22 protein-coding genes, 1 pseudogene and 1 other annotated feature are annotated in these 21,029 nt (G+C 32.9%); of the genes and pseudogenes, 9 read left to right on the forward strand and 14 right to left on the reverse strand.

Features of this window, described 5'->3' with window-relative positions; all coding sequences use genetic code 11:
- Positions 1–30: 30 nt before the first annotated feature.
- The 5 genes from AC1DEF_RS10925 to AC1DEF_RS10945 form a co-directional block, all read right to left on the reverse strand.
- Positions 31–621, reverse strand: a complete 591-nt coding sequence (locus AC1DEF_RS10925; RefSeq protein WP_029714746.1) for an HMA2 domain-containing protein — start codon at positions 619–621, stop codon at positions 31–33.
- The gene (locus tag AC1DEF_RS10930; RefSeq protein ID WP_230184778.1) at positions 593–2,707 is read right to left on the reverse strand and encodes a heavy metal translocating P-type ATPase; all 2,115 of its coding nucleotides are present in this window, start codon (positions 2,705–2,707) and stop codon (positions 593–595) included. The genes AC1DEF_RS10925 and AC1DEF_RS10930 overlap by 29 nt, the downstream gene beginning before the upstream one ends.
- On the reverse strand, positions 2,707–3,240 hold the full coding sequence (locus AC1DEF_RS10935) for an HMA2 domain-containing protein (RefSeq protein ID WP_097823731.1): 534 nt from the start codon (positions 3,238–3,240) through the stop codon (positions 2,707–2,709). The genes AC1DEF_RS10930 and AC1DEF_RS10935 overlap by 1 nt, the downstream gene beginning before the upstream one ends.
- An 18-nt stretch (positions 3,241–3,258) precedes the next feature.
- Positions 3,259–3,543, reverse strand: a complete 285-nt coding sequence (locus tag AC1DEF_RS10940) for an HMA2 domain-containing protein (protein WP_097823732.1) — start codon at positions 3,541–3,543, stop codon at positions 3,259–3,261.
- 341 nt (positions 3,544–3,884) lie between these two features.
- Positions 3,885–4,232, reverse strand: coding sequence for a hypothetical protein (locus AC1DEF_RS10945; RefSeq protein ID WP_071275525.1), 348 nt, complete (start codon positions 4,230–4,232; stop codon positions 3,885–3,887).
- Positions 4,233–4,511: 279 nt separating this feature from the next.
- Here AC1DEF_RS10945 and AC1DEF_RS10950 point away from each other — a divergent pair.
- The 4 genes and pseudogenes from AC1DEF_RS10950 to AC1DEF_RS10965 all read left to right on the forward strand — a co-directional run bounded on the left by AC1DEF_RS10950 (position 4,512) and on the right by AC1DEF_RS10965 (position 8,682).
- A pseudogene (locus tag AC1DEF_RS10950) lies at positions 4,512–5,498 on the forward strand (permease).
- A 10-nt stretch (positions 5,499–5,508) separates the two neighbouring features.
- Positions 5,509–6,474, forward strand: a complete 966-nt coding sequence (locus tag AC1DEF_RS10955) for a TIGR03943 family putative permease subunit (protein ID WP_097823734.1) — start codon at positions 5,509–5,511, stop codon at positions 6,472–6,474.
- 471 nt (positions 6,475–6,945) lie between these two features.
- Positions 6,946–7,815 (forward strand): permease, encoded by an 870-nt coding sequence (locus AC1DEF_RS10960; protein ID WP_097823735.1) that lies wholly within the window; start codon positions 6,946–6,948, stop codon positions 7,813–7,815.
- Positions 7,816–7,830: 15 nt separating this feature from the next.
- Positions 7,831–8,682 (forward strand): TIGR03943 family putative permease subunit, encoded by an 852-nt coding sequence (locus AC1DEF_RS10965; RefSeq protein WP_097823736.1) that lies wholly within the window; start codon positions 7,831–7,833, stop codon positions 8,680–8,682.
- 74 nt (positions 8,683–8,756) lie between these two features.
- Here the strand turns inward: AC1DEF_RS10965 and AC1DEF_RS10970 are convergent, their stop codons facing one another.
- The 3 genes from AC1DEF_RS10970 to yeiL all read right to left on the reverse strand — a co-directional run bounded on the left by AC1DEF_RS10970 (position 8,757) and on the right by yeiL (position 11,920).
- The gene (locus AC1DEF_RS10970; RefSeq protein WP_097823737.1) at positions 8,757–9,362 is read right to left on the reverse strand and encodes a YcnI family copper-binding membrane protein; all 606 of its coding nucleotides are present in this window, start codon (positions 9,360–9,362) and stop codon (positions 8,757–8,759) included.
- Positions 9,363–9,386: 24 nt separating this feature from the next.
- A complete protein-coding gene (locus AC1DEF_RS10975; RefSeq protein ID WP_097823738.1) occupies positions 9,387–10,991 on the reverse strand; it encodes a copper resistance CopC/CopD family protein in 1,605 nt (534 codons plus the stop codon).
- Positions 10,992–11,257: 266 nt separating this feature from the next.
- Positions 11,258–11,920 carry a transcriptional regulator YeiL gene (gene yeiL, locus AC1DEF_RS10980; protein WP_097823739.1) on the reverse strand — a complete coding sequence of 221 codons (663 nt, stop codon included), beginning with the start codon at positions 11,918–11,920 and terminating at the stop codon, positions 11,258–11,260.
- Positions 11,921–12,028: 108 nt separating this feature from the next.
- Between yeiL and AC1DEF_RS10985 the strand changes: the two genes are divergently transcribed.
- The 3 genes from AC1DEF_RS10985 to AC1DEF_RS10995 all read left to right on the forward strand — a co-directional run bounded on the left by AC1DEF_RS10985 (position 12,029) and on the right by AC1DEF_RS10995 (position 15,169).
- The gene (locus AC1DEF_RS10985) at positions 12,029–12,664 is read left to right on the forward strand and encodes a class I SAM-dependent methyltransferase (RefSeq protein ID WP_097823740.1); all 636 of its coding nucleotides are present in this window, start codon (positions 12,029–12,031) and stop codon (positions 12,662–12,664) included.
- Between the two features lie 53 nt (positions 12,665–12,717).
- Positions 12,718–13,047, forward strand: coding sequence for a cupin domain-containing protein (locus AC1DEF_RS10990; protein ID WP_097824369.1), 330 nt, complete (start codon positions 12,718–12,720; stop codon positions 13,045–13,047).
- A gap of 487 nt (positions 13,048–13,534) precedes the next feature.
- Positions 13,535–13,749 (forward strand) — a binding site (T-box leader).
- Positions 13,750–13,792: 43 nt separating this feature from the next.
- Positions 13,793–15,169 (forward strand): amino acid permease, encoded by a 1,377-nt coding sequence (locus AC1DEF_RS10995; RefSeq protein WP_043981862.1) that lies wholly within the window; start codon positions 13,793–13,795, stop codon positions 15,167–15,169.
- A 167-nt stretch (positions 15,170–15,336) separates the two neighbouring features.
- Here the strand turns inward: AC1DEF_RS10995 and AC1DEF_RS11000 are convergent, their stop codons facing one another.
- Entirely contained in the window at positions 15,337–15,780 is a 444-nt protein-coding gene (locus AC1DEF_RS11000) for a hypothetical protein (RefSeq protein WP_097823741.1), read from the reverse strand.
- Positions 15,781–15,965: 185 nt separating this feature from the next.
- Between AC1DEF_RS11000 and AC1DEF_RS11005 the strand changes: the two genes are divergently transcribed.
- The gene (locus AC1DEF_RS11005; RefSeq protein WP_097823742.1) at positions 15,966–16,691 is read left to right on the forward strand and encodes a ZIP family metal transporter; all 726 of its coding nucleotides are present in this window, start codon (positions 15,966–15,968) and stop codon (positions 16,689–16,691) included.
- A gap of 192 nt (positions 16,692–16,883) precedes the next feature.
- Here the strand turns inward: AC1DEF_RS11005 and AC1DEF_RS11010 are convergent, their stop codons facing one another.
- The 4 genes from AC1DEF_RS11010 to AC1DEF_RS11025 all read right to left on the reverse strand — a co-directional run bounded on the left by AC1DEF_RS11010 (position 16,884) and on the right by AC1DEF_RS11025 (position 19,707).
- Positions 16,884–17,216 (reverse strand): hypothetical protein, encoded by a 333-nt coding sequence (locus AC1DEF_RS11010; RefSeq protein ID WP_176521242.1) that lies wholly within the window; start codon positions 17,214–17,216, stop codon positions 16,884–16,886.
- Positions 17,217–17,390: 174 nt separating this feature from the next.
- The gene (locus tag AC1DEF_RS11015; RefSeq protein ID WP_097823744.1) at positions 17,391–18,059 is read right to left on the reverse strand and encodes a DUF3885 domain-containing protein; all 669 of its coding nucleotides are present in this window, start codon (positions 18,057–18,059) and stop codon (positions 17,391–17,393) included.
- A gap of 289 nt (positions 18,060–18,348) precedes the next feature.
- Positions 18,349–18,537 (reverse strand): hypothetical protein, encoded by a 189-nt coding sequence (locus AC1DEF_RS11020; RefSeq protein ID WP_013082641.1) that lies wholly within the window; start codon positions 18,535–18,537, stop codon positions 18,349–18,351.
- Positions 18,538–18,852: 315 nt separating this feature from the next.
- Positions 18,853–19,707 (reverse strand): hypothetical protein, encoded by an 855-nt coding sequence (locus AC1DEF_RS11025; protein ID WP_043981857.1) that lies wholly within the window; start codon positions 19,705–19,707, stop codon positions 18,853–18,855.
- A 642-nt stretch (positions 19,708–20,349) separates the two neighbouring features.
- Between AC1DEF_RS11025 and AC1DEF_RS11030 the strand changes: the two genes are divergently transcribed.
- Positions 20,350–20,553, forward strand: a complete 204-nt coding sequence (locus tag AC1DEF_RS11030) for a cold-shock protein (protein WP_016763693.1) — start codon at positions 20,350–20,352, stop codon at positions 20,551–20,553.
- Positions 20,554–20,819: 266 nt separating this feature from the next.
- On the opposite strand, the gene AC1DEF_RS11035 is transcribed toward AC1DEF_RS11030, so the two are convergent.
- Positions 20,820–21,020, reverse strand: coding sequence for a cold-shock protein (locus tag AC1DEF_RS11035; protein ID WP_013056497.1), 201 nt, complete (start codon positions 21,018–21,020; stop codon positions 20,820–20,822).
- Between the last annotated feature and the right edge of the window lie 9 nt (positions 21,021–21,029).

Below are 21,029 nucleotides of genomic sequence, written 5' to 3' on the forward strand. Positions count from 1 at the left end.
CAATTCATACAAAAGGTATGAATGAATATCTTACGTAATTGTAGATAGCTTTTGTGATTGCACTTTCTGCTTTTCATGTAACAATTCCAACACATTCACAATCCATGTAATCATCGCTACATATAGCATATTTGATGGCCCTAGAGATAACATCGTAACAATGCCGGTTAAAATATCTGGGTGCCTCATTTTATTGCTCGTACCATGGGATAAGACCGTATAGCCTGTTGCAACTACTGCTCCATATACGAGTGCATCTGGTTTATAAAAAGATGATTTTCGAATACCTGCCAGTAGAAGTAATCCTCCAGAAAACAATGTACGTAGCCAATCATTTCGTGTGGCAGGATCCATTTGAATCATAATATCATCTAATGGATCTAAACGCGTTTGCTGAAAAAAGATAGATACATAACGAAAAATGGTATTGCGAGAAAGTTGTGAAACATCATAGTAAATAAGCATAGTTTGAATGGTGGGTTCTATTCTCACACTCGTTATACCTTTTAAAGCAGAAAACATATGCTCTATTTCCACATGATTTTTCTTATCTCTCAATGCTGGGATATGAAATCGAATACGACCTGGTATATCATGCAGAACGTAGAATTTGGGATTCATTAGTTTCCCTCCCTAACCATAAAATTCTTGCACTATTTATTACTACACCAATAGTAGCCGCATTATGAATAGCTGCTCCCACAATTGGAGAGAAGATACCTAAAGCACCGAATAAAATTGCAATACCATTAATAGTAAACGTGGCAATAAAGTTTTGTTTAATAATGTTCATGGTCTTTTTAGATAGTCCAACTAACTCAGAAAGCATTTCTGGGTTATCAGACGTAATAATAACGTCACTGGCTTCTGAAGCAATGTCTGTTCGTTTAGCACCCATCGTTACACCTACATGAGCATGAGCTAAAGCTGGTGCATCGTTAATGCCGTCACCTACCATCATGACAGCTCCTGTGCTCCCATACTTCTTCACATAAAAGGCTTTATCATCTGGCAAAGCCTCTGCATGATACCAGTTCAGTTTTAAGCGACGCGCCATCTCTCTTGCAACCGTTCTCTTGTCTCCAGTAAGCATAATGATGTCGTTGATACCTTGATGTCGAAGATTATTCACTGCGCGGTGCATACCAGAACGTATTTTGTCAAAAATGCTAACTACTCCTACAAGTGTTTGATCATAAGCTACATAAATCACATTTTCGTCGTTTTGCATGTGTTGAAGTAAGTTGGTTGTTTTGACTTTTAATTCATTCATAAAGCGTAAACTTCCAACAACAACTCTTTTACCATTTAGCCAAGTGGAAATTCCTTTTCCTACCGTTGTTTCTACTTGAGCATTATTGTCTCTAATAGGAATTAAAATGTTCCATTCTTTCGCTTGCTTCATAATTGCATCAGCAATAGGATGGGTAGAATTTTTCTCAGCTGCTGCAGCTAAACGAATGACATCTTCTTGATTAAAGCCTTCAGCAGCAATTACTTGCTGAACCACAGGCATTCCTTCTGTAATAGTTCCGGTCTTATCAAGAATAACTGTATTTAGTTTAGACATCTTTTCAATATGATCACTGCCTTTAACAATAGCCCCTTCTTTTGCAGCACGTCCAATGGATGCGTATAAAGCTGTGGCCGTTGATAATTTAATTCCGCAAATAAAATCAATAACTAACATACTCATCGCTCTGTTAAGGTTTCGAGTGAAGAAAAATGTAAGCAGTGCCAAACCAAAAGAAACAGGAACCATTTTTTCAGCTACTGTATCGGCTATATTTTGAATAGGAGCGCGTTTATCTTGTGCTTCCTCCAACAGTTTCACAATTTTAGAGAGGGATGTATCTTCTCCTACTTTTTCAACTGTTACAGTAACATGTCCACTCTGCAAAACACTTCCAGCGTACACATTATCTCCACCACTTACCTCTCGTGGCATATACTCCCCAGTAATTGAAGCTTCATCTGCTGTACCGTTCCCCTCTATTATGATTCCATCCACGGGGATCTTTTCTCCAGTAAAAACTACAACCTTATCACCAACTTGAATATCCTCGACTAAAACCTTTTCTTCAACACCCTTTTCTTTTACTCTCCAGGCATATGAGACATCTAATTTTAGAACGGAGTGAATATAATGCTTGGTTTGTTCAGACGTATAGTCTGTTAATAGCTCACTAATAGTAGACATCAAAGTGATAATTAAAGCCGATCCTGGATTCTTCATATACAAAGAAGCGAATATAGAAGCAGCTGTTAATGTATTAGCATTCCCTTTGCGTTCTTTTAGGACATGAACAACACCATCTTTAATTACATCATAGGAAGTACTAATAGCAGTAAGAGAGCTAATCCAATAAGAAACTGCCTTTACTATAGGAGAGTATGAAGAACGTTGCAGGTACCAGTTAATTAAAAATACGGTTCCACAAGCTATAACAGGGACGAAGTTTTTCCATGAAGATGTTACTTGACTGATTGTATGTCTATATTTCTGGGTAAAAGACTTTAGTTTATCCAAAGAAAGGTTAATATAATGATAAATGAGTAGACTTCCGGTTACTTGATTATAGTTTGCAGAATATACGCCTGGGAAAGAGCGTAGCCAAGCTTCAATACGACTTATTTCTAATCGTTTAGGTATATAAAATCGGGTTCTTCCAGGAAGAGAATGAGCTACCTTTACCCCAAACATCATCACCTGTTCTTTTCCCCCTTCTCTTTAATGATGTTGTATGACCAATAAAGTAAGCTTGCAGAAAAAGCAGGCGCACTTCCAAACGTCTGAATCCCTTTTCCTAATAAAAAGAGAACAAATAAACTATCAAAGTCAGCAAAGCCATTAGTTTGCTTTTTAATTCCTTTATCTATAAATCTAAGTGTGTTAGTCATGCCATTCATCAATGTAGCATCTTTGTTTAAAGTGGCATTAGCTGCTATTTGTACGATATAACTCATCAGCTCATCTAGCTCTTCCTGGTTAATATGAGGTACAACAAATTGAAGCAGCAAACTTCCGGTTAGTTCTGAAGCTTCCGACGTTAAAATAAGAGGATGTTTTTTTACTTCTTCCGTTAGAGCATGTGCAATGATACGGTGCTTCCAACTGTCACATTGTATACGCAGTCGCCCCGGCATCGCATGCAATACTTTTATTTTTTGATCACGAAATTGAGACATAATTTTTGGAGCAATAAAAGAGGCCCCTAAACCAATTACAGTAGGAAGCATGCCCATTCCTCCCTTTCCTTAGGCTCTATATTCTTCTTGGTATATTTGTTCAATAAGTTGAAACCATTCTTCAAGTTCTTTGTTATTTGTCATATGAGAACCCTTATATGTAATAATTAAACTCCCGGTATCTGGTGTAAATACTGCATCATAGACAAGAGGTTGAGACTTCAAATTTAAAATGATTAATTCAACTAGCTTTTTATCCCCTTTCCAAACAGATGAACGAAGTCTAATTCTTCCTGGAATAAAATGCACAAGATCAATTTGTAACTTATGTAGTTTTCTTTCTACATGCTTCATCAGTATCTTCTCTTTAATGCTCATCAATATTTAGATACCACCAATCATTTTTCTTTATTTTACCAACTTATATATTTTATAACAATATAAGTATTAAAATAATGTAAATTTTATTACGCGCAAGTAAGCAATAAAATTATCTCTGTTTTAGGATAATGATAGATATATTTTTTATAAAAAGAATTAATCTATATAAAAAAGAATGAAAGGTGTTATTCTTTCATTCTTTTTCTTTACTTTAGATGTTTAAAGTCTCTTTATTTGATAGGTAAAGAATATTTTATTGATTTTTTATAATACCTCTTTCTTTTTAATTAGTTTATACCGAATTGTCACCCTCTCTACTTCATTTTAGAAATAACTACCCCTATAGCCATAATAAAAATTCCAAGTAAGGTTTTCCACGTAGGAGCTTCTTTAAAGAAAAGGTAACTCATTAATACGGCAATTATTACTTCCATCCCTTTCGATGTCAGTAAAACAAATGTTAAGTTATGAACAGCTTTAAACCCAAATTTGATTCCATATCCAATTAACATATTAGCGATTAAAAATAACGGGAAAGCATAAATTTGGTATTTTAATGTAGTTTCAAAAGCTAAATCAATATGCTTATTTTGATACGAAAACAAAACATTGATTAGAAATAGGCCAACAAACAGGAAGATTCCACCATATAAATAATTCATATATCCACTCTCACTATATTCTAGTGCTAAATTCAATGATGCTAAGATAAGAAATGAAAAAACTAAATGTATTAATTTTTCTCAGTTATATATCTTATAATTTTCACATAATATATATAAAAAATCGTAATCATTACGTTTTGGGAAGGGGATATAATCACTATTTTCGAGGTTTTTATCTTTTAAATAAATTTTTTATATTAACTCTTTTTTATTAGGTGCATAACTTGTTCAAACTCTATCATATAGTTCTAGTAATTGGAGGTGAAACGATAGATTATGACAACTCTATCACAGGTAAGTAAAGACCTAATTGGTGTGCTGTTACTAATGCTTTTTGGTTACTGTTTTTTCTTTGTTGATATAAATACAAATGATTTAGCCATTCCAGCATCTTTATTAAATGTAAACTCTATTTTTTTAAGCATTGTACTTGAAGCTATCCCCTTTATCTTGCTGGGAGTATTTGCATCTGCCCTTATTCAAGTATTTGTCTCAGAAGAATTCATTCAACGTCTGATTCCAAAAAATCCGTATATAGCCCTTTTACCAGCTGTTCTAGTAAGTGCTCTTTTACCGGTTTGTGAATGTGCCATTATTCCAGTTATAAGGCGGTTATTAAAAAAAGGAATGCCTCTTCATATCGGCATTGTCATTTTAGTTGGGGCACCCATTTTAAATCCCGTTGTCTTTGCTGCTACTTTTTATGCATTCCAGTCAAATACGTCCATCGTTTACAGTCGTATGGGCCTGGCTGCTGTGGCTTGTCTATTAATTGGTTTATCCGTTTATTTCTTTTTTTAAAATTCAAATCAGCTACGACATGTACACGTTCATGAACATGAAGAAGCAAACGTAGATAACAAATTAAAACAAACGTTATATCATGCCGGTGATGAATTTTTCGACATGGGCAAATACTTATTATTTGGTGCACTCGTAGCAAGTCTATTTCAAACCTTTTTAGATAGACAACTATTGACGAACCTTGCAAGCAATGACTATATGTCTTCTGCTGTTATGATGGGATTTGCTTATGTACTTTCACTTTGTTCAGAAGCAGATGCTTTTGTTGCTTCATCTTTTTCTCATACATTTTCACCTACAGCTCTTCTTGCCTTTCTACTATATGGACCAATGATGGATTTTAAAAACACCATTATGCTATTGTCCTTTTTTAAAAAACGTTTTGCATTTAGTCTGATTCTTATCATTACTGTGATTGTGTATCTTATCGTCATGACTTATGGAATAGTTAGTAGATAGGAGAAATGGTATGAATAAAATTGATCAGCAATTTATCATTTATATAAGGGGAATATTACTAATTGGTTTTTCCCTCCTTATGTTTAAACTCATATTAACAGGTAAAATCATTCAATTTATTGCGCCTAAAATGATGCCTTTTATATTGTTTTCTTCTGGTACCTTTTTTTTGTTGGGAATTATACAAATTTGGCGAAGTAGTGTAAATAAGGATTCATCTTGTGAATGCGGTCATGATCATACGGAAAAAGGAAAAATTCGAACAACGTCTATTTACTCTTTATTTCTATTACCTATTATGACGGGCTTTCTATTTTCAAATCATACACTTGACAGCTCAGTTGCAGTAAAAAGAGGAGTGAAGTTTTCAGCTAATCTCCCTGGCGAGCAACCAGCTCAACAAGGAAGCAATAAAGTTAAATCTACTAATTTCAAAGTAGAAGAATACACGAATAAGGTATTAGCTGGTGATTCAGAAGAAGTACCAAAAAACGTTCCCTTAAAGCATCAAAGTAATATTTCTCCGCCTAAAATCCCACCTAAAGGATTTTATAAATTACTTGAAAAAAAGCTACTAAAACAAAAGAGCATTAATGTAAATAATACAGATTATATTCCTGTGATGAGTATCATTGAAAATAATGTAGATCAGTTTATAGGCAAAAAAATTGAGGTCGATGGATTTGTATACCGTGAAAATGGATTTAAAGATAATCAATTTGTGGTAGCTCGTTTTGGCATATCATGTTGTGTGGCAGATGCATCCGTTTATGGAATGCTATCAACTATAGAGAATGCCTCTACATTTAAGACAGACAATTGGGTTCATATAAAAGGAATAGTTAAAAAAGCTACGTACAATCAAGAGGACGTTCCATATATTCAAATTCAACAGATTGAGTCCATACATCAACCTGATAACCCCTACGTATATGAACTTTATCAAGATGAACAGCTGATAGGTCCTGGTGAATAGAAAGCATTCTATAATAGATTTACTGTTGAAGATAAGCTATACACCATTAAAACAGTTATATACTCAGATTATAGTGTTAAAGTACTGCAAAATTTTTGATTAGAACCAAAAGTAAAAAATTGTTAAATTATTTTTCACCATTCTTTCATTTTTCTATGGTAAAGTACAAATGTAAAAAGAAATGTTAATGTAAATATTAAAGGATATTTTTAAATAATATGGTCTTTAGGGTTTTGATTAAGCTCACTTTCCTAGAGACTGCTAGTTGTTTATGTTATAAAGATATTTTTTTATTACGGCTATTGTATATATTTATTTTTTTTTGAGATTGTCCCCTTTATATAAATAGTGTAATATCACTGTTTGTAAGTGATATTACTTTCTATTTAAAGGGGCTTTTTCTATGTTTAAAAACAAACAGAAAATTCGAATATAAAGCAACATGATTATTTCTTAGTTGGAGTGAGTATAATGAGTTCATCTCTTTTACAAATGAACACCATATTTATTAGTATCCTAATTGAAGCTCTACCTTTTATATTATTAGGTGTAATTATTTCTGGTATTATTCAAATTTTTGTAACAGACGAAATGATGGCAAAAGCTATTCCTAAAAATAAATTTGGGGCAATTGTTCTAGCAAGTGTAATTGGAGCTTTATTTCCAGCTTGTGAATGTGGAATTGTCCCTATTACAAGGCGTTTAATGGCAAAAGGTGTTCCCTTATATGCTGCTATTCCGTTCATGTTAACAGGGCCTATTATTAATCCTGTTGTCTTATTTGCGACATTTGTGGCTTTCGGTAACGATTGGAAAATCATGATTGAACGTGGTGTTGTTGCCTTTCTTGTATCTTTAATAGTAGGTTTAATTTTAGCCTTTCAATTTAAAACACCACAAGTTAAAAATGAAATACATGTACACACTGCTTCTAAGAAGATGAGTGAAAAAATAGGAGATGCTCTTAAACATACTATTGATGAATTCTTTTCTGTTGGGAAATTTGTCATTATCGGTGGGTTAATCGCGGCCGCCATGCAAACTTATGTGAAGACCTCTACCCTCATTGCTCTCGGCCACGGAGCAGTATCTTCAAATGTAGTTATGATGGGTTTATCTTATATTTTATCCTTATGTTCTTCAGCTGATGCCTTTATTGCTTCATCATTTCGAAGCACATTTAACGATAGTGCAATTATAGCCTTTCTAGTATTTGGCCCTATGTTTGATATAAAAAATACATTAATGATGTTGAGTCAATTTAAGACAAAATTTGTTTTTTCACTATTTGCATACGTGTTTATTCTGGTACTAGTCCTATCTCTATTAATCGTTCATTAAAAAGGAGGGACATTTATGTTTAGAGTTTTAATTTTATTAGGCTTTACTATGATATTTATGCATCTTCATGCAACTGGAGATATTTCAAAATACATTAACATGAAATATTCATGGATTTCATTCGGCACCATTTTCTTACTATGGTTCCTAACCATTGCAGAGTTAGTGTTTTATATGACAGGAACGGATGAAAAGGATCATCACCATAATCATGATGATGACTGTAGCTGTGGCCATAGTCACGAATCATCAAACAAGTGGAAAAGATGGGCTTGGTACCCTCTTTATTTCTTACCTGTATTAACTGTCTTCTTTTTGCCTGTAGCTACACTTGATTCAAATATTGTTGAAGCGAAAGGATTTCATTTTCCTATTTATGATAAAAAAGATCCTTACTCCTCACATCAGTTTCTACAACCAGATACGAGTTCTTTTTATGGAGAAGATGCATACGATAAAATGATTCATAAAGATTTAAAAAAGTTTTCAAAAGGAAAAACCATTAATTTAGAAGATGAAGAGTTTTTAAATGCGATGGAAACCATTTATCGATATCCTGGTGAGTTTACTGGAAAACAAATTAAGTTTAAGGGATTTATGTACCACACCAAAGAATTAAAAGACAATCAGTACTTTTTATTTCGTTTTGGGATTATTCATTGTATAGCTGATTCAGGCGTGTTTGGGATGTTAGTTCAATTTCCGGATGATGTATCATTTAAAAATGATGATTGGGTAACGGTAACTGGTGAAGTAAGTACGATGTATTATCAACCATTTAAAAAGACAATTCCCATTGTAAAAATAACAAAAGTAAAACGTGAAGAAAAACCAGATGACCCTTATGTATATCGTAATAATCAATAAATAAGAATAGAAAACGCAGATTAACAAACGTTAACCTGCGTTTTTAGATTGTTGTTTAGTCAAACCTTTAATAACTAGCTCTGCTTCTTTCTTCTTAAACTTAAAATTAATGAAACAATGCCTAATACTAAGGCAACAATGGAAAGAGTAGTAGGAAGTGCAGAATTTGAGTCATCGTTAGTAGCTGATATATGAGAATCTCCCTCTGCTCCGTTTCCTTTTACTACCGTTGTAATAGATGCAGGTGTATCTGCATCAGCTGGCCCTTCCCATGCTACTGTTGATCCATCTTTATATGTTTGATAGGCCTTCCAAACAATCTTCTTAGCATTATCGCCTACTTTTCCTTGCATACTGAATTCCCCAAACTCTGTAGGCGACAAGCCTGCATCGGTAGCTGTCCATGTCACACTTGTAATCAAACCTGAAGAGTCTTCTTGAAGTTCATATTTCCATCCTTCTTTAGGCTCGAATCGAGATATTTCTACGTCTTTTGGAATCTCGACTTTTACTTTTGTAGTTGCAATATCTTTTTCAGTTGGAACACGTACAGTAAATTTTTCATAAGAGCCTTGTGTTGCTTCTTGAGGATATACGACAACATGAGCACTCGCCGTTCCTGCAAATGCAATGGTTGAAAGAATGAATGTAGATAAAAGAGCTGCTACTTGTTTTTTCATTTCGTTTCCTTCTTTCTAAAATCATTATTTAACATCGTAAACAACGATGTCTTTATAAATCACAACCTCATCTAGGTTTGATGTAACAAGCCGTACGGCAATTTGCCATCTTCCCGCATAAGGAATGACAAGGTTGTTTGTTTCATACATCTTATACTGTAATTGTTGTTTCTTCCGATTTTCTCCTTTACTTTCCTTTAAGGGCACATCTATGGGTGCAAGCTCTCCTGTATTTTTAGGAGAAAGTGCGATGTCTATCGATTGAATAGAAGATCCATCCTGTGGTAAAGATGCTGTTACCCAGAGAAAATCCTTGCCAGGAGATAAGGTTGACGTTTTCACGAGAAACTCTATGTCTTGCTTATTTTCTTTCCATACCAAAGGGTCATTATGTGGAACAGGGTTTAAGTGTGTAATCGTTCCTACAATTAATACAATAATCAGCATAAAATTTATGTCGGAAATTAAAAACTTTGCAAAGCTTGGTGAATCATTCTTTCGGAGATGTTCTCTAATGAGTATTCCTATACCAGCTACTAACATGACCATAAATATTTTAGCTAACAATAACAGTCCCCAGGTGGTTTTAAAGAGTGCTGTTATGTCTGGAAGAAGCTTTAATGTGTAAAGAACACCCGAAAGGATTAATAACATAAGACTCACAAAAGCTATACGCGAAAAAATAGGAAGAAAAGCTAGAGCTTGTTCTCTCTCCTTACGCCATATCATGAAAAGATAAACTAACCCAGCTGCCCATAAAGAGGCTGTAACTAAATGGATAAAGTCTAAAATCATTGTATAGATTGGTACGTCTGATGCTATAGCATGACCATTTAACGTAGTAGCTACTAACAGCAAACCTGCCCACATAAAATCAAACCATTTATTCTTTAGTAGGAAGAGAAAACCTACACATACAAGAAGAATACAAGTCATCCACGACCAACCAGTAGGAGAATGCACAACAAATGTTTGTATTTGGGAAAGGCTAGAATCTTTTAATAGCCCAGTACCTTGGACTCCTATACTAATCAGTAGAAAAATCATATAACCAATCTGGAGGTACTTTACATTGGTATTATACTTTTGTTTCTGATGACCTGTTTGATAAGGAACATACCATTTCCATAGTACAAAGCCAACTAACCATAATAAGGACAGATAATAGAATGTTTGTCCTAAAGAAAAACCTATATTATACAAAGAACTGTGCTTACCGTTTTCGCCTTGATTACTAGTGTCATTCGTAATAGCTTGATCTATTTTTTCTCCTATAGAAAAGACGTACGTTCCTTGTAAAGGATGGCTATCCGCAGAAATGACTGAATAGCTAACGGTATAAATCCCTTTTTTAGAAGGTGGCACATCCAAAGAAATCGTTTTATGAGATCGATTCATTGTTGCTTTCTTAGTGGTAATAAGCTTTCCTTTGTCATTACGTACTTGAAGATTAAAAACACCTTCTCCTAGTCGTTCATTAAACGTCAATGATACCTTGTCAGGCATTTTCTTTAGTTGACTTCCTTCTTTCGGTGATGCATCCAAAAGGACTGCGTGTGCTGATACAGTAAGAGGAGCACCTAAAGCAAAAAAAGATATGGATAGGAGTAGAACAATCTTTTTTAACATACATTTTTCACCCATAGATTCTTATTTTATACTATTCATTCTTAGTATAAGTTTAGCCTTAAACAAAGAAAATCACTCAGTAGAGTGATTTTCTTTAAATAGTAGACAAAAATATTGAACATTTTAGAACAAATGAGAAGCACCACAATGAAATAGAAAATCTTTTTTAGGTGTTAGGTTCCTAGAAAGTTCATTATGTTAATTAAAAATGTATGGATTATACATATAGTTATCTTTATTTTGAAGCAAAATTATTATAAGTATTTTCAATTTAATTTAGCTAGTTTTTCAAGATATTCTCTTTCTTTAATGATGTAGCCTTGCGACTGCTTTTCAATAATATTTTTTTTACATAGTTGAGCTAGTACATGGAGCAGATGGCGATATGATACACCTAAATACTCACATACTTCAGTATGTTTTTCTTTATAAAAGTTATCATCAGCCGACAATATTAGAAAGGCAGCAAGGCGATTCTCAAGTGGATAGGCCTGATTTTGTGTATACTTTGCTGAAATTTTAGTTGCTTTCTCACTTAAAAAACTACATAAATATCTGAGAAATGTTACATCTGTTAAGAGCTTATTTTTACAGGTGTTAATATGAATAGCCAAACAAATGGTTTTAGTGACAGTTTGTATAGCTTTAGAATATCTTTGTGAATTTAATAGTTCCACTTCCCCCATAAATGTTGGAGCTTGTAAAAAATTAATCAAGGACACTTTCCCATTTTCGTGTGTAACATAGAGTTTTGCCTTACCTTCAACAAGATAATAAATATATTGAGGATAGGAGCCTTCCTTATAGATAAATTCACCACGTTCAAATTCGCAGACCTGAATAAACGGAGTAATTGGAAAGGAAAAAAGTGATTGAATAGAGTATTTCTCGATATAGTAACTTCGCATAGGGTCGTTTAAAAATTTCATTTTTTCTCCTACTATTATAAAAATATGAGATATCTCACATTATTTTATGTTTTTACATGCTATGATGCAATAAAAGTTGATAGATCAATAGGGAGATGTTTCATAAAGATGATCAAACAAGATGAATATTGGAATGAAGTAGCTAATAAAAAAGAATTTACTACGCCTTTTCAACCTGAATTATTCCTAACACATGTTAATCACAATGCTGCCATATTAGATTATGGTTGTGGGTATGGACGGACTTTATTGGAATTAAGAAGTTACGATTATAACAATTTACATGGTGTAGACTTTTCAGAAGAAATGATTAAAAGAGCTAAGTCTCATAACTCAGAAATCGATTTTCAAGTTATTCAAAGTGGGAAGCTTCCTTTTCCTAATGCTTCTTTGGATGCTGTCTTACTTTTTGCAGTTTTAACATGTGTTCATAAAAGTGATGAACAAAATGCTATTTTAAATGAGATTAAACGGGTACTAAAGCCAGGAGGTATTATTTACATCAACGACTTTCTACTAAATAGTGATGAAAGAAATAAATTACGTTATGAAAAGGGACTCACTAAGTATCATAAATATGGGGTTTTTGAATTACCAGATGGAGCCATTTTACGTCATCATAGCGAAGAACGCGTGAAAGAATGGATAGATCAATTTGAAACCTTAGAATACAAGAAATTAGAATATACAACTATGAATGGAAATCGTTCAAATGGTTTAGTGTATATGGGGAAATTACATTGAATTTATTATAGAAAAAATATAAAGGGAGAATTGTAATGGTAGAGAAATTAGAGCTGGAAAAGATTAATCTTCAAGAAATTACAAAAGATATTAAAGATCAACACGTGAATTTTCCTGTATCAAACATTAATAATCACTGCCTTCGTATAGCTGTATTTTCAGGCGAATACAAATGGCACTATCATTCTAATTCAGATGAACTTTTTATGATTATGGAGGGAGAACTTTTAATTGATTTTAAAGATAAGGATACAGCCGTGTTAAAACCGAATGATATGTTACTTATACCAGCTGGAACAATACATAGAACCAGAGCGAAACAAAGAACAGTAAACCTCTGTTTCGAGGATATAAACGCTGATACGATAATTGTTGATGAGTAAATGAAATAATATAAACACTGTAAAAGCCATTTAAGATAATTCTTAAATGGCTTTTACGTATGTACAGATAAATTCCTATAATCAAAATTATAAGAAGTAACAAACCTTTAAAATTCCTATTATTAAAGGTTTTTATATATTTATAATTCAAATTTTGTAAAAGAAAAGTTCCAAAAAGGATAATAACTCTTGTCTTGTTATATTCTTTAGGATACAATACTGAGATATTTCCTCACCATTTTTATTCTGATTTGAAAACCTACTGTACTCTTGTTTGCACAGTAGGTTTTCTATTATAGAAAAGCGTACAATTCAATCACAGTGCAAATGATTGGAAAAGGAATGATTAAATACCGAATAGTGGTAATGATTATCTTTATGTAAAATCTAATAACTCTTCTTATAGCTGTAAATAGATAAAAACATATTGACATTTAATTTCAAACTAACTATGATGATATACATTACATACACTTTAATTTAATAAATAAAAGCTAAGATAGGATCTTAAGTAATCCTAATCTCCCTGTTATAGAGAGCTGATAATTGGTGGAAGTCAGTACAAAGATTAGAGATGAAATTCACTCCTAGAGCTTCCTCTTCTAATGGTGTTTTAGAGAGGACGGATAAAACCGTTATGGTAATTAAGAGGTAAGATGTTTTTACAATATAGGGTGGTACCGCGAAATTTTCGTCCCTGCTGAATAATTCAGCAGGGACTTTTTTATGTTAAAAGGAGGGCATCATGAAAGAAAATACTGCATCAAAGAATACGTTAAAAAAGCAATTATTACCGCGACACATTCGAATGATTGCTATTGGAGGAATGATTGGAACAGGGATTTTCAAAGGGAGTGCTGATACAATTGGATTAGCAGGACCTTCGGTTATCTTTTCGTATCTATTTGCTGGACTATTGCTTCTCATTGTAATGGGAGCTTTGGCTGAAATGGCTATTGTATACCCATCGCACAATATGAAAGATCTAATTCAAAAAGCTTTTGGAAGACGTTTTTCTTTTGTAATGGGAGCTACTTATTGCTTTATGTGGCTTACTGTGTGCGTTATTGAAGTCATCGCTGCAGGTAGTTTTCTGCAATATTGGTTTTCTTCTATTCCTTTATGGATTCTTTGTCTTATTTGTTCAATTGTACTTATTTTAATTAATGCTACAAGCGTAAAGTCTTTTGGAGAAATTGAGTTTTGGTTTGCTGGTATTAAAATCTTTGTTATTATTGCTTTTATTTTATTAGGTATAGCGATACTATTTGGAATTATGCCAAGTAATAATTCATCTTCTCATTATCTTCATAATTATAGTGATTTTGTGCCAAATGGCTGGAAAGCCGTTTTTTCTACATTACTTGTAGTCATATTCTCGTATGGAGGATCAGAACTCATTGGTTTAACTATTACGGAAACAAAAGATGCTGAAAAGGTATTACCAGGGGTAGTTAAAGGCGTTATGTGGAGAGTAGTTCTGTTTTATACTTTGCCTATTTTTATTATCTGTGGCTTGATACCATGGGATAAAATTGATGCAAATGCTAGCCCTTTTGTCCAAGTATTTGAAACAGCCGGGCTTCAAGGTGCTTCTCATATTATGAACTTTATTTTATTAACAGCTGTCCTTTCAGCAGCCAATTCAGGTATTTATGGCTGTACAAGGATGCTTCATTCTTTATCTCAGTCGGGAGATGCTCCTAAAAGTTTGTCCTATGTAAATAAACAAGGCGTACCTGTTTACAGTTTAGCTTTCAGTGTCCTATTTTTATTATTGGGAACGTACCTCGTATACTTATATCCTGAAAAAGCTTTTTCTTATTTATTAGCTATTCCTGGATTTACAGTTTCTCTTATATGGATTAGTATTTGCTTAGCTCAGCTAAAGCTACGTCCTCAATATAAAGAAAAACCATATTTTAAACTTTGGGGCTTCCCTTATTTAACGCTTTTTGCCGCATGTACATTAATTATTAGCTTCATAGTCTTTCTCATAGACAGTGCGAATAGGTTAAGCTCTATAGTTTGTGTAGCATTCGTTCTTATAATGGTAATTATTTCATTTTTCAAAAGGAACACCAAACCTACTTCTCTTGAAGTACCGAATGATACCAATTAGATTTTACATTCTTCAAAAACTTAAATCAAAAAAAGATACTTTATAAAGTATCTTTTTTTGATTTATAGAATCACTTGCTTCATCTGAGGGCATTTTTAGTGATTTAACTCATGATTTGTTTTTGGGATTTTGCTCTTCATTCCAAGCCTCTAAGGTTTCAAGGCCTGTTAAGTGCCCAAAATGGTGATATATGATTGCGTTTGACATACCTTTGTTATCCACACTGTAAATTCGTTAATCATGTTAATTAACTCGCGAATGTACTTGTTTTTTTGATGATCAAACTGTTTGTACGTTCCCTCTACTTTGCTAAAATCAATCCATTTCTTTAGTTTAATCATAGGCGGATTAGTGCTCAAAAAATATGCGAGTTCTTGCAGCTGATTACTAATCCTTAGCCATGTTTCTGCCTTGATTTCTGTCACTTGGGTAGGTTGGTACTGTGGCACATACTTGCAAATCGTGGTATAGAAATAAGCAAAAGCTTCATCAGCAAAATAGACCGATTCTTTATTCCAATACTTTGCATTGTACTCACCTGGTTTCACTTCTATATAATAAGCATTTTCGACCTTGTCCACATTGGTTATCATTTCAAAAGGAGATTCCATAGTAACACCTCTTTTTTAGATAACGTTAGTATGTCCTTTTTTATTAGTGATTTACCTAAAAATTACTCCCAAGTTAATATCGTGTACTTTTATTTTTTTAACCATTTATAAAACATAGGTATGATTGCCTTTCCTTTGAATAGGTTAGTTGTAAAAAACCATATAGCCGAAAGGAAGTAGCAATTATGCATATAGAAATGAATATCTTATTTACTTTAGGTTCTTTACTGGGTTTATTAGCAGGAGGAGGACTTCTCAAATTAGTAAACCATCTGGCAAGGGGAAGAATCCAATTTATGTATGCTATATGCGGTGGAATCTTATTGGGCTTATTGTTCTTTGATATCCTTCCGTCTACTTGGCATCTATATGATTTAAGAGGCGTTTTATTAGGAATTGTAGCCGGATATATCATCATGCTATGCATTGACCTCTTTTTGCATAAACAAAACAGCGAAATTTCACCCTTACAGGCACTTATCTTATTAACGGTTGCTATCTTTTTTCATAATGTCATCACAGGTATTACATTTGGAATAACAGATATGCACCAATCAGCTTCTGTATTCGCAGCTACCCTTTTACATCAGGTCCCAGAGGGGATGGCAATTATGACAGTCCTCTCTATAGCAAAAATACCTAACACCTTCTTTTTACTAATTATAGCCATTCTGTCGCTGTCTTTAGGAGGCAGTTTATTCATTGGTGAAAGTGTACAAGTTTCCTCACTTAAACTACAAGCTTTATCGACTGGCGCAGCAATCGGTACACTGTCTTTTGTTATCTTTCATGAAATAATTGGAAATACCATCAAGCACTTCAGAAAATTGCATGTATGGCTATTAATTTCGCTAGGATTCGTAATTATTTATGTTTATCAATATTCTCTTTCATTATTTCATGGCCATTAGAACGATTAAATTTAAGTGTCAAAAAGACACCTGCAAATGTATGCAGCTATACCTCACTCTGATCATTTATAAAAGAAGAACATTTCACACAATGTTCTTCTTTTACATTACTTCCTAGGGTCGTGATTATGGTAACTAGAAATAACTGCTTAGAATCCATATTTAATTCTCCTATATGTAAGCATTTGTATGTTACCACTCTCTCCACTCTTCTGTAATATCCTCTTTAATCTCTAAGCCAGCTGCATTTGCAGCTTTAATGATAAAATCGCAAAGTTCTTCTCTTTCTAACGTTTCAATGAAATAATCAAATTGTTCATTTAATTCGTTTAATCCTATAACTACCTCTTTTACATATTCTAAGATATCTTGTTCTGACATTTTATCTACAGAATCTTTAAGTCTATTCATATAAGTATCAAGGATTTCATCAGTGGCTTTAATATTCTCTACAGTGAAAATTTCATCATCTTCCATTCTTTGTTGCCAAGCTACTGTCGGTTTATTATTTTTTAGGTCTTGCATTATTGTAATATCTCCTTAGGGTCATATTTCCATTGAGCTATAAGCCTAATGCTAATCTGATTATATATCAAAATTAACCTAGAAGATTGTAGATACCCTTTTTATTTTTAGTTACTGTAAGACAGGTGATTATGGATATAAAAAATGTGCTAATTAGTGGATGAATCCTACTTTTCACTTAAATAAAAGGTCAATTTCTTCTCGATCATAATCCAAAATCCAATTATTATATTCTTCATAAAGAAAGCGTATAGATTCTTTACTTGAGGCTAAGACATCACATCCGCGATCATCATACAAATGAAAAATCATTTTTTTAGAGAAATTAATAAAGTAAATATCATAACTACTTTGGGAATTACTCTTCAGAATAGTAGATGGATGAGCAAAGTCTTCATAATTAATAGCCTTTAAAAGCTGCGCATATCTTAATTCTGTTTTCTTACAAGAAAGTACAAAGCGATGGGTCAAAGATTGATCATCGTCTTCATCTTCATCCTGAAATATACTCGGCAAACAGTGATGGTTTAATTGATATAGCCGCTGTTTATCTTTTATGTATTTTAAATAAACGTTTAAAGGTCTTTTTTGAAGGAAACGATCTTTGTTCGTAGTATGTACATCCGTAACAAAAAGAATCTCATCTCCCTCTCCAAATACCCTTTGAAATAATGTGATTGATCGATGAAAAGCTTGATTCAAACAATCTTTTTCGTGAGATGAAATTAATGGATCTGATATTTCAAAGCGAATGCTATATTTCCATGAATAAAACAGAGCTGGACTTAAAGTTAATCCTTCAAAGTATTTTTCTGAAAATAAAGACAGAGTGTTAGTGCTCATGTATTTTTCTCCATATTTTATAGTTTATAAGTAACTTTTTTTACTTAAACATTAAGTAATTGTTTTAATTCTTTTTTTTAAGCTTTTATAGTGCCCATTAATATGGTCAAGTTCTAACTCCATTTCAATTAATTGTTCTATAACTTTCTCTTTATCTAGTGAAGAGCTAAGAAGAGCTTTAATTAACCGCTCAATTTTATTACTACTCTCAGAAATGTTATTTAAATTTAAATCAGTCTATTTATTAAAATAAAAAGCACCTCAATTAATAGATGCCTAGTTTTTATTATTATTTTTCTTCTGTAATCATAAACTGTACCACGTTATTTAAATTGATGTGCACTAACTCTTTTTCATTCGAAATGAATCTTTCATATTTTGTTATATGACTAATGACTTCTTTCTTTGATGCGGCTTCGAATTTTAATTCCTTTGTCCTGCCATTTATAAATTCGAAAATAACTTTAAATTTAAGCATAGGTGTATCTCCTCATTATCTACTTATTATTCTTGTTTCATCAATTCTTCTTCAAAGAAAAAACACTTGGATATTTAGTAACCGTATAAGAGTATCTTTTCATGTTTTTTACATAATGAATTTTTAAGATTGTTACTAATTCATTCGATACTCTTATAGTTACTGTTTTTCCATCACTAAATATTTTCACGTTATATCCTTCATCTTCTCTCCTACGTTCTGTTCTTGCCTTTTTAATAGCGAACAGCTAAGGAATGTTCGCTATTAATGATGGGTGAGAAAAATGTGTCAGTCCTATTATCTTTGGGCTAACGTTTACATACGCATCAATGCGCCATTAGGCTTTGGTAACTCCTCAGCTGTTATCAGATTCATTTTACAAAAATGTTCAAAAAATTGTTGTGCCAGCTCTCTTTCCTTTGGGTCACTTTTTAACTCAGCTATATCAAGCAAAATTTGAGCCATCCATAAATTATCAAAATAACGGTATTTACCTGTATTCCATGTCATTTTTTGGGATGTTCTTTCATTTACATAATATTTCCAGAAAGGCATCTGATCCGATTCCTGTTCTGTAAGCTGGAGTCTGTATTTTGAATGAGCAGGAATATATCCATCTTCACAAAGCTTACCGATAAAATCTTCATTCACCATATAGACGCCTAAGATACGTCTGTCTTTTTCAGGCATACTGGAATCTATTGCTGTTAACAAGACAGCACTATTTTGGTGCAAACGGATGGGTTTGGTTGGCTTCCCCTTGTTATTACCGCTTTTTATTACACCTGAAAAAACCTTCCACTCTAAAAAAGAACTATTCTGTTCTTCTATGTCACACCAAAAAACCATTTGTGATTCAGAATGAAGTTTATGATTTTTCATAAGTTTTTCAAGTCCCCAGCGAAGTTCCTGGTTTTTTCGTTGTAGTTTTTTTTCCTCTTCCTTCTTCCGTTCTTCCTCGTTGTGTTCCATTTCCTTTTTTTCTATAATTTTTTCGAGTGAATGAGCAACACTTTTATCATGCAGTTTTAGATGCTTTCCAAATACATCAGGGAAAACAAACTTTTTATTTTCCGATGCGAAATGTATTTCAATACTAGAATCATTACATTTAACTATACTACCTATCCCAAAAAGCTTGTGTGTAACTTTCTTATTGATTAGATTCATTATTCTAGGCCTCCTTGTAGAATAAAAACTCGGTTACTATTAGATGGTAAATTAATAATTTTATTCAACTAACTTACCTTTAAAGCTCACACAACTGTTTGAGTTTTTTTTCAGTTTAAAAAAAGGGTATTGAAAAAATGTATCCATAATTCTATCTGAAAAAAAACACAGCGGAATTCGGAATACGATCGAAAAAACAATTGTAAAACTATTATAACATTTTTTGAAAATATTACAAATTTTTCATTGACAATATATTTTAATTTGAGGTAAAATGAAGTTTTATTATTTATAATAACTCGAAATAAAAGTTTCCAACAAGTCATGAAACTGCTGGAAAGCCCCTATAAATAACCATTTGATTACCGGTGATAAGCGAAATGATTCCACCATTAAACTAATCTTTAAACTAACCCTCCTTACGTTGGCGGCTTAGTTTAGGTATGTACTACTACAGTAAGTGGTGCAATTAAAAAGCAAAAGAAGAAGATATGAACATTATTACCAAGTGTTTAGAAATTCTTATATCAAAAATTCCGTGCATTATTCCATGAAAATAAAATGGTAAGAAACACTAATTTATATAAATGATTATTACTCCTTTATAAGCTATAATGTAATATGAGGAGTAGTGATGTTAGTATGTATTATTACGGCAAAAGAAACCAAGAACCTTTAGCTCAAGAACAAACAGAGGTTTGGGAATGTACAGTAGAAGATTGTAAGGGCTGGATGAGAAAAGATTTCTCTTACGACAACCACCAAAAATGCCCTTTGTGTGGAAATCACATGGAAGCTGGAGAACGGCTTATTAATAAAATCCCCCTTAATCCCCATCGAAGATAATTTGTACCAATGCTATCGCATAGATTAAAAATTACTACTATATTATTTAATTGAAAATATAGCTAATTTATTTGCATTTGCTTTCTATTTCTAATGTATGTTATAACTAGTTATACCTTGTATCGATCGTCTTGTCTAAAACCCAGGCTTTTTTTAAAAGCCTGGGTTTTCTATTGAACTAATAGTAGATAAATCATGGTTTGCTAATTATAAGACCATAAAAAAAGGACTCCTTCATAAGGAGTCCTTTTTGTTATCACTTTTGATTATGCTTTGTGAACGTTAGCAGCTTGTGCTCCACGTTGACCTTGCTCGATATCAAAAGTCACTTTTTGACCTTCTTCTAATGATTTGAAACCTTCACCTTGAATAGCACTGAAATGAACGAATACATCGTCTCCGCCTTCGATTTCAATGAAACCGAAACCTTTGTCTGCATTAAACCATTTTACTGTACCTTGTGTCATAATGTTGCC

This window comes from Priestia sp. 10L35 (assembly GCF_056395685.1).

What these genes read in the sequence shown, in the direction of transcription:
- AC1DEF_RS10925 (WP_029714746.1), bottom strand. Translation starts at nt 621, where the DNA reads ATGAATCCCAAATTCTACGTTCTGCATGATATACCAGGTCGTATTCGA.
- AC1DEF_RS10930 (WP_230184778.1), bottom strand. Translation starts at nt 2,707, where the DNA reads ATGATGTTTGGGGTAAAGGTAGCTCATTCTCTTCCTGGAAGAACCCGA.
- AC1DEF_RS10935 (WP_097823731.1), bottom strand. Translation starts at nt 3,240, where the DNA reads ATGCTTCCTACTGTAATTGGTTTAGGGGCCTCTTTTATTGCTCCAAAA.
- AC1DEF_RS10940 (WP_097823732.1), bottom strand. Translation starts at nt 3,543, where the DNA reads ATGAAGCATGTAGAAAGAAAACTACATAAGTTACAAATTGATCTTGTG.
- AC1DEF_RS10945 (WP_071275525.1), bottom strand. Translation starts at nt 4,232, where the DNA reads ATGAATTATTTATATGGTGGAATCTTCCTGTTTGTTGGCCTATTTCTA.
- AC1DEF_RS10955 (WP_097823734.1), top strand. Translation starts at nt 5,509, where the DNA reads ATGAATAAAATTGATCAGCAATTTATCATTTATATAAGGGGAATATTA.
- AC1DEF_RS10960 (WP_097823735.1), top strand. Translation starts at nt 6,946, where the DNA reads ATGAGTTCATCTCTTTTACAAATGAACACCATATTTATTAGTATCCTA.
- AC1DEF_RS10965 (WP_097823736.1), top strand. Translation starts at nt 7,831, where the DNA reads ATGTTTAGAGTTTTAATTTTATTAGGCTTTACTATGATATTTATGCAT.
- AC1DEF_RS10970 (WP_097823737.1), bottom strand. Translation starts at nt 9,362, where the DNA reads ATGAAAAAACAAGTAGCAGCTCTTTTATCTACATTCATTCTTTCAACC.
- AC1DEF_RS10975 (WP_097823738.1), bottom strand. Translation starts at nt 10,991, where the DNA reads ATGTTAAAAAAGATTGTTCTACTCCTATCCATATCTTTTTTTGCTTTA.
- yeiL (WP_097823739.1), bottom strand. Translation starts at nt 11,920, where the DNA reads ATGAAATTTTTAAACGACCCTATGCGAAGTTACTATATCGAGAAATAC.
- AC1DEF_RS10985 (WP_097823740.1), top strand. Translation starts at nt 12,029, where the DNA reads ATGATCAAACAAGATGAATATTGGAATGAAGTAGCTAATAAAAAAGAA.
- AC1DEF_RS10995 (WP_043981862.1), top strand. Translation starts at nt 13,793, where the DNA reads ATGAAAGAAAATACTGCATCAAAGAATACGTTAAAAAAGCAATTATTA.
- AC1DEF_RS11000 (WP_097823741.1), bottom strand. Translation starts at nt 15,780, where the DNA reads ATGGAATCTCCTTTTGAAATGATAACCAATGTGGACAAGGTCGAAAAT.
- AC1DEF_RS11005 (WP_097823742.1), top strand. Translation starts at nt 15,966, where the DNA reads ATGCATATAGAAATGAATATCTTATTTACTTTAGGTTCTTTACTGGGT.
- AC1DEF_RS11010 (WP_176521242.1), bottom strand. Translation starts at nt 17,216, where the DNA reads ATGCAAGACCTAAAAAATAATAAACCGACAGTAGCTTGGCAACAAAGA.
- AC1DEF_RS11015 (WP_097823744.1), bottom strand. Translation starts at nt 18,059, where the DNA reads ATGAGCACTAACACTCTGTCTTTATTTTCAGAAAAATACTTTGAAGGA.
- AC1DEF_RS11020 (WP_013082641.1), bottom strand. Translation starts at nt 18,537, where the DNA reads ATGCTTAAATTTAAAGTTATTTTCGAATTTATAAATGGCAGGACAAAG.
- AC1DEF_RS11025 (WP_043981857.1), bottom strand. Translation starts at nt 19,707, where the DNA reads ATGAATCTAATCAATAAGAAAGTTACACACAAGCTTTTTGGGATAGGT.
- AC1DEF_RS11030 (WP_016763693.1), top strand. Translation starts at nt 20,350, where the DNA reads ATGTATTATTACGGCAAAAGAAACCAAGAACCTTTAGCTCAAGAACAA.
- AC1DEF_RS11035 (WP_013056497.1), bottom strand. Translation starts at nt 21,020, where the DNA reads ATGACACAAGGTACAGTAAAATGGTTTAATGCAGACAAAGGTTTCGGT.